Origin of the sequence: Chelativorans xinjiangensis (genome assembly GCF_009812055.1) — a bacterium.
Classification (GTDB): domain Bacteria; phylum Pseudomonadota; class Alphaproteobacteria; order Rhizobiales; family Rhizobiaceae; genus Chelativorans; species Chelativorans xinjiangense.
On record NZ_WQNH01000037.1, the window covers coordinates 1 to 16,623 of the forward strand.

14 protein-coding genes are annotated in these 16,623 nt (G+C 65.2%); 12 read left to right on the forward strand and 2 right to left on the reverse strand.

The genetic code is table 11. From position 1 onward, the window contains the following. The first annotated feature begins 454 nt into the window (after positions 1–454). The 4 genes from GM910_RS19220 to GM910_RS19235 all read left to right on the forward strand — a co-directional run bounded on the left by GM910_RS19220 (position 455) and on the right by GM910_RS19235 (position 6,197). A complete protein-coding gene (locus GM910_RS19220) occupies positions 455–1,051 on the forward strand; it encodes a methyltransferase domain-containing protein (RefSeq protein ID WP_159590186.1) in 597 nt (198 codons plus the stop codon). Between the two features lie 295 nt (positions 1,052–1,346). Next, positions 1,347–3,296, forward strand: a complete 1,950-nt coding sequence (locus tag GM910_RS19225; protein WP_159590188.1) for a PrkA family serine protein kinase — start codon at positions 1,347–1,349, stop codon at positions 3,294–3,296. 25 nt (positions 3,297–3,321) lie between these two features. After that, a complete protein-coding gene (locus GM910_RS19230) occupies positions 3,322–4,635 on the forward strand; it encodes a YeaH/YhbH family protein (protein WP_159590190.1) in 1,314 nt (437 codons plus the stop codon). Positions 4,636–4,646: 11 nt separating this feature from the next. Next, complete coding sequence (locus tag GM910_RS19235) at positions 4,647–6,197, forward strand: SpoVR family protein (protein WP_159590192.1); 1,551 nt, start codon at positions 4,647–4,649, stop codon at positions 6,195–6,197. 13 nt (positions 6,198–6,210) lie between these two features. On the opposite strand, the gene GM910_RS19240 is transcribed toward GM910_RS19235, so the two are convergent. Next, positions 6,211–7,251, reverse strand: a complete 1,041-nt coding sequence (locus GM910_RS19240) for a GlxA family transcriptional regulator (RefSeq protein WP_159590194.1) — start codon at positions 7,249–7,251, stop codon at positions 6,211–6,213. 110 nt (positions 7,252–7,361) lie between these two features. On the opposite strand from GM910_RS19240, the gene GM910_RS19245 reads away from it, so the two are divergent. Next, positions 7,362–8,444, forward strand: coding sequence for a class I SAM-dependent methyltransferase (locus GM910_RS19245; protein ID WP_159590196.1), 1,083 nt, complete (start codon positions 7,362–7,364; stop codon positions 8,442–8,444). Here GM910_RS19245 and GM910_RS19250 read toward each other — a convergent pair. Further along, positions 8,441–8,824, reverse strand: coding sequence for a cupin domain-containing protein (locus GM910_RS19250; RefSeq protein ID WP_159590198.1), 384 nt, complete (start codon positions 8,822–8,824; stop codon positions 8,441–8,443). The two genes, GM910_RS19245 and GM910_RS19250, sit on opposite strands and share 4 nt — an antisense overlap. A 267-nt stretch (positions 8,825–9,091) precedes the next feature. On the opposite strand from GM910_RS19250, the gene GM910_RS19255 reads away from it, so the two are divergent. The 7 genes from GM910_RS19255 to GM910_RS19285 are packed head-to-tail and all read left to right on the forward strand — an operon-like array spanning position 9,092 to position 16,623. Further along, entirely contained in the window at positions 9,092–10,093 is a 1,002-nt protein-coding gene (locus GM910_RS19255; protein ID WP_159590200.1) for a BMP family ABC transporter substrate-binding protein, read from the forward strand. Between the two features lie 51 nt (positions 10,094–10,144). Then, on the forward strand, positions 10,145–11,665 hold the full coding sequence (locus GM910_RS19260) for an ABC transporter ATP-binding protein (protein ID WP_159590202.1): 1,521 nt from the start codon (positions 10,145–10,147) through the stop codon (positions 11,663–11,665). Next, positions 11,662–12,732 (forward strand): ABC transporter permease, encoded by a 1,071-nt coding sequence (locus GM910_RS19265; protein ID WP_246226225.1) that lies wholly within the window; start codon positions 11,662–11,664, stop codon positions 12,730–12,732. The genes GM910_RS19260 and GM910_RS19265 overlap by 4 nt, the downstream gene beginning before the upstream one ends. Further along, positions 12,725–13,642 carry an ABC transporter permease gene (locus GM910_RS19270; protein ID WP_159590204.1) on the forward strand — a complete coding sequence of 306 codons (918 nt, stop codon included), beginning with the start codon at positions 12,725–12,727 and terminating at the stop codon, positions 13,640–13,642. Before GM910_RS19265 ends, GM910_RS19270 begins: the two co-directional genes overlap by 8 nt. Beyond that, complete coding sequence (locus GM910_RS19275) at positions 13,639–14,955, forward strand: amidohydrolase family protein (RefSeq protein ID WP_159590206.1); 1,317 nt, start codon at positions 13,639–13,641, stop codon at positions 14,953–14,955. Before GM910_RS19270 ends, GM910_RS19275 begins: the two co-directional genes overlap by 4 nt. A 24-nt stretch (positions 14,956–14,979) precedes the next feature. Further along, positions 14,980–15,825 (forward strand): purine-nucleoside phosphorylase, encoded by an 846-nt coding sequence (locus GM910_RS19280; protein WP_159590208.1) that lies wholly within the window; start codon positions 14,980–14,982, stop codon positions 15,823–15,825. A gap of 3 nt (positions 15,826–15,828) precedes the next feature. Then, the gene (locus tag GM910_RS19285; protein WP_159590210.1) at positions 15,829–16,623 is read left to right on the forward strand and encodes an SDR family NAD(P)-dependent oxidoreductase; all 795 of its coding nucleotides are present in this window, start codon (positions 15,829–15,831) and stop codon (positions 16,621–16,623) included.

Sequence of the window (16,623 nt, forward strand, 5' to 3'; positions counted from 1 at the left end):
AATCGGTGCTGCGCCTCGCCTATGTCAACGCCGGCGCCGACCGCAAGCTCGCCGCCAACCGCATGAAGCATATCCGCCGCGCCATCGGTGGCATGTGGAAGGAAAGGCCGCGCCGATACCGCCTCGAGATCGAGACCAGGATCGAGACGCGCCAGTAAGAAGCGCCAGAGCGGTCCCGGCCATCGCCGTGCGATGGCCGGGACAAGGCCGGAAGTGTCGGAGGCGTCCGCGTCGCCTCCCTTGCGCGGGGGCGGGGCGTTCTCCACAATCGCCGCCGGGCGAAAAATGCGGAGACGTTCATGAGCGGTTTGCGGGTACGCGCTGTGGCGGAGGTCGAGCGGATGGACGCGCTCGACCGCAGATCCCCGCGGGTGGCAGGGCTATCGCATATGGATGGACTGTTTGTTCGGCTTCGCCGGACCCCCACCCTTCCGCGAATGGGGACGGCGGCCGCATGACGGGCGCGCTTCATCGCCGCCGCATCAACGCCGTCGTCGCCGAGCTCGACAGGGCCGAGGTGAAGAGCGTGCTCGACCTCGGCTGCGGCGATGGCGATCTGATCTTGGCGCTGGCGGCCCTGCCGGGAATCCGCCGCATCACGGGCGTCGATGTCTCGGGGGAAGGCGTTGCCGCGGCCCGGCGGCGCGTCGCCGAGGCCAGCACAGGGAAGGACATCGAGATCGTTCAGGCCTCGCTGATGGAGCCTGCCGAGTATCTTACGGGTTTCGATGCAGCCGTTCTCCTGGAGGTAATCGAGCATATCGACCCGCATCGCCTCCCCGGTGTGGAGCAGGCCGTGTTCAAAACACTGGCTCCCGCAATCGTGATCGTGACGACGCCGAATAGCGCGTATAATCCTTTTCTCGGCGTCCCGCCGCGAAGGTTCCGCCATCCCGACCATCGCTTCGAATGGGATCGCGAACGGTTTCGGACCTGGGCGGACGGTGTTGGCCGGCGGAACGGTTATGCCGTCCGATATACGGATGTGCCTCCGGGGCTTCCGCGTCTCGGCGGGCCTTCGCAGATGGCGATCTTCAAGCGAAAGTGCTGACGATCATTCGTCCGGCTTCCGCCGAAAGGCGGATGTCATCCGGCAAGAATTCACCGAACAATCGCCGCCGGACACCCTGCAAAAGGACGAAAGCGTGCTTAGATATAATAATAAAGGAGGGCGAGGGTGAAACGCACCTATCGCCATAAAACGGTCTGCGGTACGCTTCACTATTGGTTGTTGAGTCGAGTCAGTTCCTGCGAGGAACCTTTGAAGGCGGGAAACCGTTCCGACCAATGCAGGAGCCGACAGGCAGTGTCCCGGACCTCTAACCGCCCTGTCACGAGAGAGCACGATGCAAAGGAGCGAATCTGAAGTCTTTGATCTCTTTTCCGAGATCTACACCAGCGCAACGCGCGAGGAGATGAGCCTACAGGAATACCTCCTTGCCTGTCGCGATGACCCGACCATGTACGCCACCGCGCCGGAGCGTATGGTGGAGGCCATCGGGGAGCCGACCCTCGTTGATACCAGTGCGGACGAGCGCCTTGGCCGCATCTTCGCCAACCGCACCATCAAGATCTACCCTTCCTTCACCGACTTCTATGGCATGGAAGACACGATCGAACGGATCGTCGGCTATTTCCGCTATGCCGCCCAAGGGCTCGAGGAGCGCAAGCAGATCCTCTATCTTCTGGGTCCGGTCGGCGGCGGCAAGTCGTCTCTGGCGGAGCGACTGAAGAAGCTCATGGAGCAGCGGCCGATCTATACGCTGATGGTGGGCGGGCAGGTCAGTCCCGTCTTCGAATCGCCGCTCGGCCTCTTCCATCCCGAGCGCATGGCGGATCTTCTTGAGGACAAGTATGGCATTGCGCGGCGGCGGCTCACGGGCCTGATCTCGCCCTGGGCGACGAAGAGGCTCGACGAGATCGGCGGCGACATCTCCAAGTTTTCCGTCGTCAAGCTGGCGCCTTCCCGCCTACGCCAGCTCGGCATCGCCAAGACGGAGCCGGGCGACGAGAACAACCAGGACGTCTCGGCGCTGGTCGGCAAGGTGGATATCCGCCAGCTCGAGAATTACAGCCAGGCCGATCCCGACGCCTACTCCTACAGCGGCGGCCTCAACCGCACCACGCAGGGGCTGCTTGAATTCGTCGAGATGTTCAAGGCGCCGATCAAGGTGCTGCACCCGCTTCTGACGGCCACCCAGGAGGGGAACTACAACGGCACCGAGAATTTCGGCGCCTTCCCCTATCAGGGCATCGTCGTGGCGCACTCCAACGAGTCGGAATGGCTGCAGTTCAAGAACAACAAGAACAATGAGGCCTTCCTCGACCGCATCCTGGTGGTCAAGGTGCCGTACTGCCTGCGGGTGACCGAGGAGAAGCTGATTTACGAAAAGCTTCTGCGCGAGAGCGAACTGGTGGACAACCCCTGTGCGCCGGAGGTGCTCGATATCCTCAGCCGCTTCACCGTGTCGACGCGGCTTCATGAGCACGAAAACTCGCCGCTCTACACCAAGATGCGGGTCTATGACGGCGAGAACCTGAAGGACGTCGACCCCAAGGCGAAGTCCGTGCAGGAATACCGCGACGCCGCCGGCGTCGACGAGGGCATGACCGGGGTGAGCACGCGGTTCGCCTTCAAGGTGCTGTCGGAGACGTTCAACTACGATACAAAGGAGGTTGCCGCCGACCCCGTGCACCTCATGTACATCATGGAGCAGGCGATCCGGCGTGAGCAGTTCCCCAAGGAGGCGGAGACGGCGTATCTCGACTTCATCAAGTCGGAACTTGCCACGCGCTATGCGGAGTTTATCGGCCACGAGATCCAGAAGGCGTATCTGGAGTCCTACAGCGAGTACGGCCAGAACCTGTTCGACCGCTACATCGCGTATGCGGACGCGTGGCTGGAGGATCAGGACTTCAAGGACCCGGACACGGGGCAGATACTCAACCGCGAGATTCTCGACAGCGAACTGTCGCAGATCGAGAAGCCGGCGGGCATCGCCAATCCGAAGGACTTTCGCAACGAGGTGGTGAAGTTCACGCTGCGGGCGCGCGCCAAGAACCATGGGCGCAACCCCTCCTGGACCAGCTACGAGAAGCTGCGCGAGGTGATCGAGAAGCGCATGTTCGGCCAGGTGGAGGACCTCCTGCCGGTCATCAGCTTCGGCTCGAAGAAAGACAGCCAGACAGGGAAGCAGCATGCGGACTTCGTCGCGCGCATGACCGAGCGCGGCTACACCGAACGTCAGGTGCGGCGGCTGGTCGACTGGTACATGCGCGTGAACAAGGCCGGCTGAGCAAGCGGGACCCGCGGGGCCACCCATGCCGAATTTCATCGATCGCCGCCTCAACCCGAAGGACAAGAGCCTCGGCAACCGGCGACGCTTTCTGAAGCGTGCGCGGGAGGAATTGAAGCGGACGATCAAGGAGCAGGTCAAGGCCGGCAAGATCGCCGACGTCGACGCGAAGCATTCCGTGCCGATGCCGGAGGGCGGCACCAGAGAGCCGTCCTTCCAGAACGCGAAGGGCAGCGGGCAGCGGGAATACGTGCTGCCGGGCAACAGGGAGTTCACACCGGGCGATCGCATCCCGAAGCCGTCTTCGGGCGGCGGTCAGGGCGGCTCCCGCGCGGGCACGGGCGATGCCGAAGACGACTTCCGGTTCGTGCTGTCCCGCGAGGAGGTGCTGGACCTGTTCTTCGAAGACCTGGAGCTCCCCGATATGGTGAAGCTCAGCCTCAAGGAAGCCATCGCCTACAAGCCGCGCCGCGCAGGCTTCGCCACCACCGGCACGCCCACCAACATCAATGTCGGGCGCACCATGCGCAACAGCTACGGCCGCCGTCTGGCACTGCACCGCCCCAAACGCAAGGAGGTGGAGGCGCTGGCCGAGGAGATCGCCGCGCTGGAGGCGAAGCCGGCCACCGCCGAGAGACGCCGGCGCCTGGAGGCGCTGCGCCAGGAAGTGGAGAAGCTGGAGCGCCGGCGGCGGGTCATTGCCTATGTCGATCCTGTCGACATCCGCTTCAACCGCTTCGAGCCACAGCCCTTGCCCAATGCCAACGCGGTGATGTTCTGCCTCATGGACGTCTCGAGCTCCATGGGCGAGCGGGAGAAGGATCTGGCAAAACGCTTCTTCGTGCTTCTGCACCTTTTCCTCAAGCGGCGCTACGAGCGCATCGACATCGTCTTCATCCGCCACACGCACGAGGCGCGCGAGGTGGACGAGGAGACCTTCTTCTATTCGACGCAGAGCGGCGGCACGGTGGTTTCCACCGCGCTCGAGGAGATGCTTGGCATCATCCGCAAGCGCTATCCGTCGAAGGAGTGGAACATCTATGCCGCCCAGGCCTCCGACGGCGACAACATCGCCGGGGATTCGGAGCGCTGCGCCTCACTTCTTCACGAGGCGGTGATGCGGCTTTGCCAGTACTATGCCTATATCGAGATCATCGACGAGCGCGAGACGGAGATCTTCGGGGCAACCGACAATGGAACGTCGCTGTGGCGCGCCTACCGGACCGTCGGCGCGAACTGGCCGAACTTCCAGATGACCCGGATCGCCCGGCCGGCGGACATCTATCCAGTCTTCCGCAAGCTTTTCGCCAGACAGCCCCTCGGGCAGGCTCGTAGCTGACGGCGGCCGCGATGAAGAAGAGTGAATCCGCGCCAGATCTGCTATTCCGGAGTTCGGACTGGAACTTCGGGAAGCTTTCTCGCGTCTACGACGCGATCAGTGAGATCGCTATCGACGACCTGAAGCTCGACATCTACCCGAACCAGTTGGAGATCATCTCCTGGGAGCAGATGCTGGACGCCTATTCCTCCATCGGCATGCCGCTGATGTATCAGCACTGGTCCTTCGGCAAGCGTTTCGTTTTCGAAGAGCACCTTTACCGCAAGGGGCACCGCGGGCTCGCCTATGAGCTGGTCATCAACTCCAACCCCTGCATCTCCTACCTGATGGAGGAAAACACCATGGCCATGCAGGCCCTGGTGATCGCGCACGCCGCCTTCGGCCACAATCACTTCTTCAAGAACAACTACATGTTCCAGCGCTGGACCGAGGCGGCCACCATCCTCAGCTATATGGATTTCGCCAAGAAATACATCGCGCGGTGCGAGGAGCGGCACGGGACGGCGGCAGTGGAGAACATTCTCGATTCCGCCCATGCGCTCATGGACCAAGGCGTTTTCCGCTACCGTCGCGCACCGCGCCTTTCCTCGGAGAAGGAGCGGGAACGGGCGCGCGAGCGGCTGGAATACGAGGAGCAGACCTACAGCGACCTGTGGCGCACGCTGCCCAAAAAGGAAGCTGACGGCACCGAGGACGAGCGTGAACGGGAGGTGCGGGACCGCAAGCGGGCGCTTCACCTGCCGGAAGAGAACCTGCTTTATTTCCTGGAGAAGAACAGCCTGATCCTGGAGCCCTGGCAGCGCGAGCTCCTGCGCATCGTGCGGGTGGTCGCGCAATATTTCTATCCGCAGCGGCAGACCAAGGTGATGAACGAGGGCTGCGCCACCTTCGTCCACCATACCATCATGAACCGGCTCTACGACGATGGCAAAATCAGCGAGGGCGCGATGCTGGAGATCCTGCAGAGCCACTCGAACGTGATCTTCCAGCCCGCATTCGACGATCCGCGCTTCTCCGGTATCAATCCCTACGCGCTGGGCTTTGCCATGATGAAGGACATCGAGCGCATCTGCACCGAGCCGACGTCGGAGGACCGCGACTGGTTTCCCGACATCGCCGGTAGCGGCGACTGGCGAGGCGTCCTGCTGGATGCCTGGGCGAACCATCGCGACGAGTCCTTCGTTCTGCAGTATCTGAGCCCGGCGCTGATACGCCACTTCCGGCTGTTCCAGCTTACCGACGATGCGGACGACCCCTATTGCGAAGTCGCCTCGATCCACAATGAGCGCGGCTATGAGGCGATCCGCGCGGCGCTCGCCCGCAGCTACGACATCGGCGTCATTCAGCCGGACGTTCAGGTCATCGATGTCGATCTTCTGGGCGACCGCCACCTCCGGCTTCAGCACGGGGTAAAGCACGGCGTCGTGCTGGAGGAAGCCACCCGCAACGCCACGCTGCGCCATGTGCGCCGCCTGTGGGGCTATGACGTGAGCCTTGAGGGCGTGGACGCGGAAAGTGGCGAAAGGCTCTACGAGTGCTCGACGAAGCAGATTGGGGAGTAGGGGGCAGCAAGGCTTAGATCCTGGCTTCCCCTGCCATGCCGATGTAACGGTAGCGCTGGCGGTAGCGGGCGGGAGTGACGCCGGTGATGCGCTTGAACAGACGGCGGAAGAAAGCCGGGTCGTCATAGCCCGCGAGGTGGGCGATCATGTCCGTCGGCTCAGCCGTGGTCTCGAGGAGTTGCTTCGCTTCCTCGATGCGCAAGGCCTGCACGTAGTCGATCGGCGCATAGCCGGTCGCTGCCTTGAAACGCCGCTTGAAGGTGCGTTCTGGCAGGCCCGAGAGAGCCGCCATGCGGGCCACCGGATTGGCTTCGGTATAGTGGTCGGCAAGCCACTCCTGGCATCGGCCGATCGCGGCGCCGGAGTGGGCGGGCACCTTACCCATGGCGGCGAAGGGCAATTGTCCTTCGCTGCGGTCGCCGAGCACGAAGACCTTGGCGATGCGCACGGCCTCCGCCGCGCCGCAGAAGCGGGCGATGAGGTAGAGCGCGAGGTCCGTCCAGGTGCTTGCGCCGCCACCCGTGACGATGCGGTGCTCTGGCCCCGCCGGGCACAGGATGCGCTCCGGGTGCAGCTTCACCTGCGGATAATGCGCAGCGAAAATACTCGTGACGCCCCAATGGCTGGTGGCCTCGACACCGTCGAGCAAGCCGGCTTCGGCCAGGAAGACCGAGCCGGTGCACACCGAGCATATGGTCGCTCCCTGCCGGAACTGGTCGCGCGCCCAGGCCGCTTCCGCGTTCCATTTCCCGCGCGGGTTCTCCTCTGCCGCGAGCGTCAGGTCGGTGACGATGACCACATCGGCGCGACCGGTATCCTCGAGCCGCTCATGCGGTGCGATCGGCACGCCGAGCGATGAGGGAAACGGGGCGGCCTGTCTTGCCACGATACGCGTTTTCAGGCGGCGGACATCGACCTCTTCACCCGTCATCTCCTGCCAGGCCACGCCCACGGAGGAAAAGATCTCGTGCAGGCCGTAGACCGATGTCGGCGTCGTCTCCGGCAGGGCGAGCAGGCAGATGCGCGCCGGCGCTGTGTCGCGTGAGGCGTTCATGGTGCATGAATGGCACAAAAGCCTTGTTCTTGCCCATTTCGGCACTTCTGTAGACCTCCTCCACCGGCTACTCCACCGTCCGGTTTTCAATCGTTGAAGGAGAGGAACAAATGTCCTTGGCTGCAGAAACCCCGACACTGGATATGGCGACGGCGGAAGCCTTTGCTGAAAATGTAGGCGGTATCCTCAATTCGGGCGCGCTGGCGGTGATGATGTCTGTCGGCCACCGGTTGGGGTTGTTCGACGTGCTGGCGGCATTGCCGCCGTCGACAAGCGCGGCGATCGCCGAGCGCGCGGAGCTTTCCGAGCGCTATGTGCGCGAATGGCTGGCTGTGATGGTGACGGGCGGCATCGTCGCCTACGATCCGGCGCGAAAGGCCTACCGTCTGCCGCCTGAGCATGCCGCTTGCCTGACGCGCGGAGCGCCGCTCGGCAACCTTGCGGTCTATGCCCAGGCCATTGCCCTGATAGGGCAAATGCAGGAACGGCTCCTCGCCTGTTTCGAGACCGGCGAGGGGTTGGCCTATGGCGACTATCCCTGCTTCCATCAGTTCATGGCGGAGGACAGCGGACAGACCGTCGTCCCCCAGATCTTCGACGTTATCCTGCCTCTGGCCGAGGGGATCGCGGAGCGAATGGAAACCGGCATCGACGTGCTCGACGCCGGCTGCGGGCGCGGCCTGGCGCTCATCGAGATGGCGAAGCGTTTCCTGAAGAGCCGCTTCACGGGCTACGATCTGTGCGCGGATGCCATCGAGTTCGCCAATGAGTCAGCACGGAAGGCGGGTCTTGCAAACATCCGTTTTGAGCAGCGGGACCTCACCGGCTACGACGAAAAGGCGCGCTTCGACTTCATCACCTCGTTCGATGCGGTACACGACCAGAAGGACCCGCGGGCGCTGATCCGCAGCTTTCATGGAGCGCTGAAGCCGGGCGGCGTCTATCTGATGCAGGATATCGGCGGCTCGGCGAAGCTCGAGAACAACCTCGATTTCCCGATGGCGGGTTTTCTCTACGCCGTCTCCTGCGCACACTGCACGCCGGTTTCGCTGGGCCAGGGCGGCCAGGGGCTCGGCACGATGTGGGGCTGGGAGACGGCAAAGGGGATGCTGGAGAGCGCGGGTTTCCGTTCGGTGGACCGCCACGTCCTGCCGCACGACCCGATGAACGTCTGGTTTGTGGCGCGGGTTTAACCCGCGCCTCCGCTCTCCTCCAGGTTCACGTAGATATCAGGCCGGAATCTGGGTGTGCAGAGGCAGTAGAACTCCAGATCGCCGTCGCCGGTGTTGGTGATGCGTTGCGCGGCGTCCGCCGGGACCACCGCCTGGTCGCCGACCGTGAGCGGCTGGCGGGCGCCGTCAATCTCGACAATGCCCTGGCCCTTGCGGATAATATAGCGTTCCGAGGTGCCGGCAAGCTTGTGTAGTTGCGTCGTGACGCCTGGCTCTACCCGGGCGACGGCGAGCGAAGCATCGGGCGAGGCCGGCGCGTTCAGAAGCTCGGTGATGAAGCATCGCTCCTCGGTCCAGAACTCCTTCCGGCCCGCGTCGGGCACAAACCAATCGGACTGCATCGCTTCCTCGCTGTGAACAATTTCAGCAAATATTAGATCGCTTGACAATTGTTAGAAATGGCATCCTAAATTGTCAAAAGCAGTGGTCGGGCTTGCGAAGCAGCGCCGTTTCCCGTTGCATGGGGTGCGGCTTCGGGGCGACTTCACCCTTGACTTCATGCTGTGGCAGCTGCGTCCGCAAGCGATTGTTGTGTCGCCATTCTTGGGCCGATCTGCGATCGCTTCAGGCGAAAGCCGGCGCGAGGGGATGAACAGGGAGATTACCGGATGAAATTCTTGAAAGCACTGCTCGCCGCCGGGTTGTTGAGCACGGCAGGAACGGCAGCCGCCCAGGAGGACAAGCTCTTCGTCTACGTCTCGCCGGACCCGATCGGCGTCAACGCGTTTCTGCAGATGGGCCGGGACGGCATCGAGGCGGCGGGCGAGGAGTATGGGGCCGATGTGAGGACCTACGAGAGCAGGACCGCCGCCGACCGCCTGGAGAACGTGAATGCGGCGGTGAACGAAGGGGCCGACATCGTCGTGCTTCTCGGCTTCGAATTCAACGACATCGTCCGCGAAGTGGCGCCGACGGCGCCCGACACGCAGTTCCTCATCGTCGATCAGTGCATAGAGGACCGGCCGGAGAACGTTCACTGCGCCGTGTTCCGGGAATACGAGGCAAGCTACCTGATGGGCGTTGCCGCCGGAATGTTGTCCGAGAGCGGCAAGGTGGGTGTGGTCGGGGCGCTCGATATCCCCTTCCTGCACCGCTACACGGACGGCTATGCGCAGGGCGTCAAATCGGTGGCGCCGGAGGCGAGCGTCGACGTGCGCTGGGTGGGCGGGGAGAACCCGTTCTCCGATCCGGTGCGCGCCAAGGAGCAGGCGGTGGCCATGCGCTCGGCCGGCTCCGACCTCATCTTCACGGCCACGTCGGGCGGCGATTTCGGCGTCTTCGAAGCCGCCGAGCAGGGCGATTTCCTGGTTTTCTCCGTCGACATCAACCAGTGCCCGCAAGCGCCAGGCCACGTTGTCGACGTCACGCTGAAACGGGTCGACAACGCCATGCTGCAGGCTATCGGCGCCATTCTCGAGGGCGAGCATGTGATGATGTCGCTCGGCCTTGCGGAAGGCGGTGTGTCGGCCATGGCTCTCGAAGAGGACCAGCTTGCCGACAGTCAGTGCGTGGTCGCCGAGCATCCGGAGGTGGTGGAGAAGATGCGCAGCGTCGCTGCCAGCATCAGCGACGGCTCGCTGAGGCTCGAAGATCCGATGTTCGCCCAGTGAGGGCCTTCGCCGCAAGAACGGCGAGCGGGCGCGTGGCCGAAGGGTAGGCAGATGCGTGTGGCGCTTTCCGGCATCACGGTCCGCTTCGGCGCGCTGACCGCCGTCGACAATGCCTCGCTCGCCATCGAGCCGGGCGAGATCCACGCTGTCGTCGGCGAGAACGGGGCGGGCAAGACGACGCTCATGAATGTGCTCTTCGGCCTCGTCGAGCCGGAGGCGGGCACGATCAGCCTCGACGGCGAGGAGATGCACTGGGCCTCGCCCCAGGAGGCGATCCGCCACGGCCTCGGCATGGTGCACCAGCACTTCATGCTGCAGGAATCGATGACGGTCCTGGAGAACGTGGTGCTGTGCGCCGAGCCTGTCGGCCGTTTCGGCTTCATCGATTTCGCAGCCGCGCGGCGGCGGCTGGCCGAGGTTGCGGACGAACATGGCATCGCCATGGAACTCGACCGCCCGGTCGGCCGGCTTTCGGTGGGGGAGCGGCAGGTCGTCGAGGTGCTGAAGATGCTCTACCGGGAGGCGGAGGTGCTGATCCTCGACGAGCCCACCTCGGTGCTCACGCCGCTGGAGAAAGATCGGCTCTTTGCCACCCTGCGCAGCTTCCGGTCGGCCGGGAAAGCCATCGTCCTCATCACCCATAAGCTGGACGAGGTGATGGAGTTGGCCGACCGTGTCAGCGTCATGCGGGCAGGACGGCTGGTCCGGTCGGGGCCGCTGTCTGCGACCAGCAAGGAGGAGATCGCGCGCGGGATCATCGGCGGCGAACTGCCGCCGGCGCGGCAGCGCACGGCGCGCGCGCCGGGCAAGGAGGTGCTTGCGGTGCGCGACCTTAAGGTCGCAGGCCGAGGCGGCACTGTGGGGCCTTTGTCGCTTTCCGTGTGTGCCGGCGAGATCGTCGGCATCGCCGGTGTCAGCGGCAACGGGCAGGCGGAGCTGATCCAGGCGATCACCGGGCTTGCGTCGTTGCTGTCGGGGGAGATCGTGCTCTGCGGCAGGCCGATCGGGCATCTGGACGTCGAGGACAGGCGGCTGATCGGCATGAGCTACATTCCGGAGGACCGCCAACGCATGGGGCTGGCGCTGGGCGCGACGGTCAGCGAGAACGCCAATGCCGGCCGCGACGAGCGCGCGGCCTACACGCGCGGCCCGTTCCTCAACCGCGCGGCGATGGCTGGTTTCGCCCGCCAGTTGATCGAGCGCTACCGCATCCGCGTCGGCGGACCCGCGGCACTTGCCTCCACCATGTCGGGCGGCAACAAGCAGAAGCTCGTCGTCGGGCGCGAGTTGGCGCGGGATACACCGCTGGTCATCGCCGAGAACCCCACCTGGGGCGTCGACATCGGCGCCATCGACTTCATCCACGGCGAATTGATGAGGATGCGTGACGAGGGCCATGCCGTGCTGCTCGTCTCCACCGAGCTCGACGAGGTGCTGGCGCTCTCCGACCGCATCCTGGTCATGTATTCCGGCGCCTTCGCCGGCGAAGTGGCGGGTGCGGAGGCCGACCGGGAGCGGATCGGCGGCATGATGACGTCGCGCGCGGCGGCTGCCCTGCCGGAGGTGGCATGAACGGCATGCGGGAAGGGACGATGGCACGCGAGGCGATATCGTGGGCGGTGGCGCTCGCCTGGATCGCGGCCGTGCTCTTCATCCTCATGGCGCTCGTCGGAGCGCCTTTCGGCGATGCGCTTGCGGCCTTCCTGCAAAACGCCTTCGGTGGTCGGCGCTTCTCCTATCTCATGGCGACCCTCAGCCGGACCGCGCTCATCGCCGGCATGGCGGTCTCCGTCATGCTGAGTTTCCGCGCCGGGCTGTTCAACATCGGCGGCGAGGGGCAGTTGGTGGCGGGTGGGCTCGTCGCCGCCCTGGCGGCACTTCTCCTGCCCGGGCCGCCGCTCTTCGTGCTTACTGCCTCGATCCTCGCTGCCATGCTGGCGGGGGCGGGCTGGGCACTTCTGGCGGGCGTGATGCAGCTTTATGTGGGCGTGCCGTTGCTGGTGGGCTCGCTGCTTCTCAACTATCCCATCCGCTACATCGCCTCCTACATCGTCGCGCATCCCTTCCGCGACGTGCAATCGGGCATGGTGCAGTCGCATCTGGTTCCTCAAGCGACCTGGCTTCCCTACTTTCCCGGCACGCGGCTCGACATCGGCCTCCTGTTCATCGTTGCCGCGAGCGTCTTCGCCGTCGTCTACAGCCGCACCACCGTGCATGGCTATCACGCCCGCATGAACGGGCTGTCGCCGGCCTTCGCGCGTACGGTCGGGCTGCCCGTCAGGAAGCTCACGCTGCAGACGCTGGCGATGAGCGGGGCGATTGCCGGGCTGGTCGGCGCCATCGCCGTCTTCGGGATCCATCACCGCTATATCGACGGCATGTTGGTGCAGCCGCTCTATGCCTGGACGGGCATCATCGCGGTTCTCCTCGTGGGCATGATCCCCTGGGCGGTGCCGCTTTCGGGCCTGTTTTTCGCGGCGATCCAGACGGGGGCGGCGGGCATGGAGCGCTCGGCCGGCGTGCCGAAGGAGATCGCGCTGGTCATGCAGGCGGTCATCATCCTGTTCGTGGCAAGCCGCGTCTCCGGCGCGCTCGTCGCTTCTTCCGAACGCAAGGCAGGTGCGGCCGACGATGCTTGACCTGCTCTTCGATGCCTCGTTTGCCGCTTCGGTGCCGCGCTTCGTCACGCCGATCCTGCTTGCCGCCCTCGGCGGCGCGCTGTGCGAGCGGGCAGGGGTCTTCAACATCGCGCTCGAAGGCTTCCTGCTGGTCGGCGCCTTCGCCGCCGTCGTCGGCTCCTATTTCTCCGGCTCGCCTTGGTTCGGCGCGCTTGCCGCTATGCTGGCCGGCGCTGCCATGGGCCTCGTCTTCGCCGAGTTCAACCTGCGGCGGGGCGGGGATGCCATCGTCGTTTCCATCGCCATCAACATTCTGGCCGCCGGGCTCACCACCTATCTCCTGCGCGCCATCTTCGATGCCATGGGTGCCTTCAGCGATCCGGCGATTGCCGGCTTCGCCCGGGTCTCCATCCCGGGGCTCGCTTCCCTGCCGCTGATCGGCCCCTTCCTCGACGGGCAGTCGCCGCTGTTCTATCTGGCGCTTCTCATGGTGCCGGCGCTCAGCTTCTTCTTCGCCCGCCACCGGCTCGGCTTGCGGATCCGCGCGGCCGGCGAAAACCCGGCAGCGCTTGAGGCAGGAGGTGTCGGGCGGCGGCGCGTGCAGCTTTATGCGCTGACGGGCTGCGGGGCTTTGTGCGGGCTCGGCGGCGCGCAGCTTTCCATCGCCAACGTCAATCTTTTCGTGGAGGGTATGAGCGCCGGGCGCGGCTGGATCGCGGTGGTCGCCGTGCTTCTGACACGCGGACGGCCGTGGCCGCTCTTCGCCATCGCCGTCATCTTCGGTGCCGTTGACAGCATGTCGTTCCGCGTGCAGGGGCTGGGCATGCCGCAGCAGTTCACGGATATGATGCCGTATCTCGCCACGCTCGTGGTTCTGGTGGCGCTCTCCTGGTGGCGCCGCGCGCGCACAGCGAACGGAGGAACGCTATGACGGATCTCGTGGTCACCAACGCGACCGTTGTCACTTGCGATGCCACAGGCACGGTGATCACCAAGGGCGGTGTCGCGGTCGAGGGCGGCCGCATTGAGCGTGTCGCCTCCAGTGCGGAGCTCGAAGCCGCCGCGGCCAGTGCCCGTCAGGTCGTCGACGGCACGGGCCACATCCTAATGCCGGGCCTCATCAACACCCACTGCCATGCCGGCGACAGCCTGTTCCGAGGGCTCGTGGAGGACCTGCCGCTGGAGCCGTGGCTGCAGACGGTGTGGAAGGCGGAGGGGGTGATCCTCAACCCGGAGACCTGCCATCTCGGCAGTGTGCTGGGTTTTGCCGAGCTCCTGCTTTCGGGGGTCACGACGGTGATGGACATGTTCTGGTATCCGGCCGAGACGGTGAAGGCGGCGCGCAAGGTTGGCATGCGTGTTTCGACCGGGGGTATCTTTTTCGACCCACCGGGAGTCACGGGCCATGATTTCAAGGGCCGCATCGCAGTCGCGGAGCGTTTCTTCGAGGAGTTCGGAGGGGCGGAGGATGTCTTTCCGGCCATCCTGCCGCACGGCGCCTATACCGTGGCGCCGGAGAACCTGAGGGCGGCCAAGGAGATCGCCGACCGCCACGGCGCGCTCTTCAGCACCCATGCCGCCGAGACCAGGGCCGAGCAGGCCGACGTCACCAGCCGCTATGGCCGCTCCGTTATCCGCCACCTCGATCATCTGGGCCTGCTCGACGAGCGCACGGTGCTTGCCCACTGCGTGCATCTCGACGATGAGGAGATCGATATCCTTGCCCGCATGGGTGCTACCGCCGTGCACAATCCGATGTCGAACCTGAAACTCGCCTCGGGCTTTGCCCGCGTGCCCGAGATGCTCGGCGCCGGCGTGCGGGTGACACTGGGCACCGACGGCGCCATCAGCGGCAACGACCTCGACATGTGGATGGCGCTCAGGCTGGCGGCGACGCTGCACAAGGCCGTCTCGGCCAAGGCCGACGCCGTCTCCACGGGCGAAGCGCTGGCCATGATGACCTCGGCGGGGGCGGCGGCGCTGAACGCGACCGACCGCATCGGCAGCCTGGAGCCGGGCAAGCTTGCCGACATGATCCTTGTCGACGTGAAGCGGCCGCACGCCGTGCCGATGTTCGATCCCGTCACGCATCTCGTCTATTCGACAGCCAAATCCGACGTGCGCCACGTCTTCCTGGGAGGCGAGCAGGTGGTGCGGGACGGGGCGCTGACCCGCCATGCCATCGAGGAAACGATCGAGGCCGTCGAACTGCTGGCGCCGAAGATCGCCGCGAGCATCGCCTAAACCATCACCATACGAGGGATAGTCATGACCGAGAGCCAACTTCCACGCCTTGAGAGGGCCTATGCATCGATCGCCGCGCGCGCCGGCGCGCCGTGCGAGATCGCCCTCATGCTTGGCTCCGGCCTCGGTCATCTCGCCGATGCCGTGGCGGATGCCACGGTCATCCCGTATCAGGAGATCGAGGATTTCCCCGTCTCCACGGCCCCTGGCCACAAGGGTCAACTCGTCATCGGCACGCTTTATGGCCGACGTGTCGTCGTGATGCAGGGGCGGTTGCATCTCTTCGAGGGCTGGTCGCCGCGCGACATCGCGCTCGCCGTCTATCTGTTGAAGCGGCTTGGCGCGGCGACACTGGTGGTGACCAATGCCGCCGGCGGCCTTAACCCCGACTATCAGGCGGGCGAGGTGATGCTGATCGAGGATCATCTGAACTTCACCGGCCACAATCCGCTGCGGGGCACGAACGACGAGGCGATCGGCCTGCGCTTCCCCGACATGTCGCGGGCCTACGACCCGTCGCTGCTCGACCTTGCCACGCAGGCTGCCGGGCGCGCGGAGGTGACGGTCCGCCACGGCATCTATGCGGGCGTGCTCGGTCCCTCACTCGAGACCTCCGCCGAGCGCCGCTTCCTGCGCGCCGCCGGGGCGGACGCGGTCGGCATGTCCACGGTGACCGAGGTGATCGCGGCCAACCATGCGAGCCTGCCCGTCGTCGGCTTTTCGGCGATCACCAACAAGGCCACCGGCGGGCCGGACCAGCAGCCCGACACCGTCGAGGACATCTTCGCCCATGCCGCCATATGCGGCGAGAAGATCGCGGCGATCCTCACCGAGCTTCTGCCTGCCCTGCCGGGTGGGAAGGAGGGATGAGCAATGGCGGTGGACACCTCTCCGGTCGCTGAGCTTCTCGACCTCTCCGGTCGGACGGTGGTCGTCACCGGGGCGAGCGGGGGGATCGGCGCTGGCGTCGCCCGGCGTCTGGCCGAGGCGGGCGCCAATGTCGTCTGCCACTATCGCGGCAACCGCGCGGCGGCGGAAGGTCTCGTTTCGCAAATCGCGCAGGCGGGCGGGAAGGCCGTCGCCTGCCGGGCAGACCTTGCCGAAGAGGCCGGTGCCGAAGCGCTCGTCCGTGAAGCTGTGGAGCAGTTCGGCGGCCTTTACGGCGTCGTCAATAACGCAGGGCACCAGCCGGTGGAGCCGCTCACGGATATCTCGCAGGCGAGCTGGGCGCGGATGATGGCGGTCAATGCCGGCGGGCCGTTCCTGCTCACACGCACCTTCGCCGAGCATGTGCGCGCGTCGGGTTCCGGCGCAGGCGCGGTGGTCAATATTGCCTCGATCGAAGGGCGCCAGCCGGCGGAGGGCCACGCCCATTACGCAGCGTCGAAGGCGGCGCTCCTCATGTTCACCAGAGCGGCGGCGCTGGAGTTGGGCGCGCTCGGCATTCGCGTCAACGCCGTCTCGCCGGGGCTGGTTCACCGCGAGGGCATCGAGGAAGTCTGGCCGGAAGGTGTTGCCCGATGGAAGAAGGCCGCACCGCTCGGCCGGCTCGGCCGGTCCGAGGATGTCGCCAATGCCGTGCTCTTCCTCCTCTCCGACGCCGCGCGCTGGATCACCGGTGCCGATCTGGTAGTCGATGGCGGCGTCAGCACGCGGCCGACGTGGTAG

Excerpts from the sequence above, each read along its gene's own strand:
- GM910_RS19220 (WP_159590186.1), top strand. The coding sequence starts at position 455 with ATGACGGGCGCGCTTCATCGCCGCCGCATCAACGCCGTCGTCGCCGAG.
- GM910_RS19225 (WP_159590188.1), top strand. The coding sequence starts at position 1,347 with ATGCAAAGGAGCGAATCTGAAGTCTTTGATCTCTTTTCCGAGATCTAC.
- GM910_RS19230 (WP_159590190.1), top strand. The coding sequence starts at position 3,322 with ATGCCGAATTTCATCGATCGCCGCCTCAACCCGAAGGACAAGAGCCTC.
- GM910_RS19235 (WP_159590192.1), top strand. The coding sequence starts at position 4,647 with ATGAAGAAGAGTGAATCCGCGCCAGATCTGCTATTCCGGAGTTCGGAC.
- GM910_RS19240 (WP_159590194.1), bottom strand. The coding sequence starts at position 7,251 with ATGAACGCCTCACGCGACACAGCGCCGGCGCGCATCTGCCTGCTCGCC.
- GM910_RS19245 (WP_159590196.1), top strand. The coding sequence starts at position 7,362 with ATGTCCTTGGCTGCAGAAACCCCGACACTGGATATGGCGACGGCGGAA.
- GM910_RS19250 (WP_159590198.1), bottom strand. The coding sequence starts at position 8,824 with ATGCAGTCCGATTGGTTTGTGCCCGACGCGGGCCGGAAGGAGTTCTGG.
- GM910_RS19255 (WP_159590200.1), top strand. The coding sequence starts at position 9,092 with ATGAAATTCTTGAAAGCACTGCTCGCCGCCGGGTTGTTGAGCACGGCA.
- GM910_RS19260 (WP_159590202.1), top strand. The coding sequence starts at position 10,145 with ATGCGTGTGGCGCTTTCCGGCATCACGGTCCGCTTCGGCGCGCTGACC.
- GM910_RS19265 (WP_246226225.1), top strand. The coding sequence starts at position 11,662 with ATGAACGGCATGCGGGAAGGGACGATGGCACGCGAGGCGATATCGTGG.
- GM910_RS19270 (WP_159590204.1), top strand. The coding sequence starts at position 12,725 with ATGCTTGACCTGCTCTTCGATGCCTCGTTTGCCGCTTCGGTGCCGCGC.
- GM910_RS19275 (WP_159590206.1), top strand. The coding sequence starts at position 13,639 with ATGACGGATCTCGTGGTCACCAACGCGACCGTTGTCACTTGCGATGCC.
- GM910_RS19280 (WP_159590208.1), top strand. The coding sequence starts at position 14,980 with ATGACCGAGAGCCAACTTCCACGCCTTGAGAGGGCCTATGCATCGATC.
- GM910_RS19285 (WP_159590210.1), top strand. The coding sequence starts at position 15,829 with ATGGCGGTGGACACCTCTCCGGTCGCTGAGCTTCTCGACCTCTCCGGT.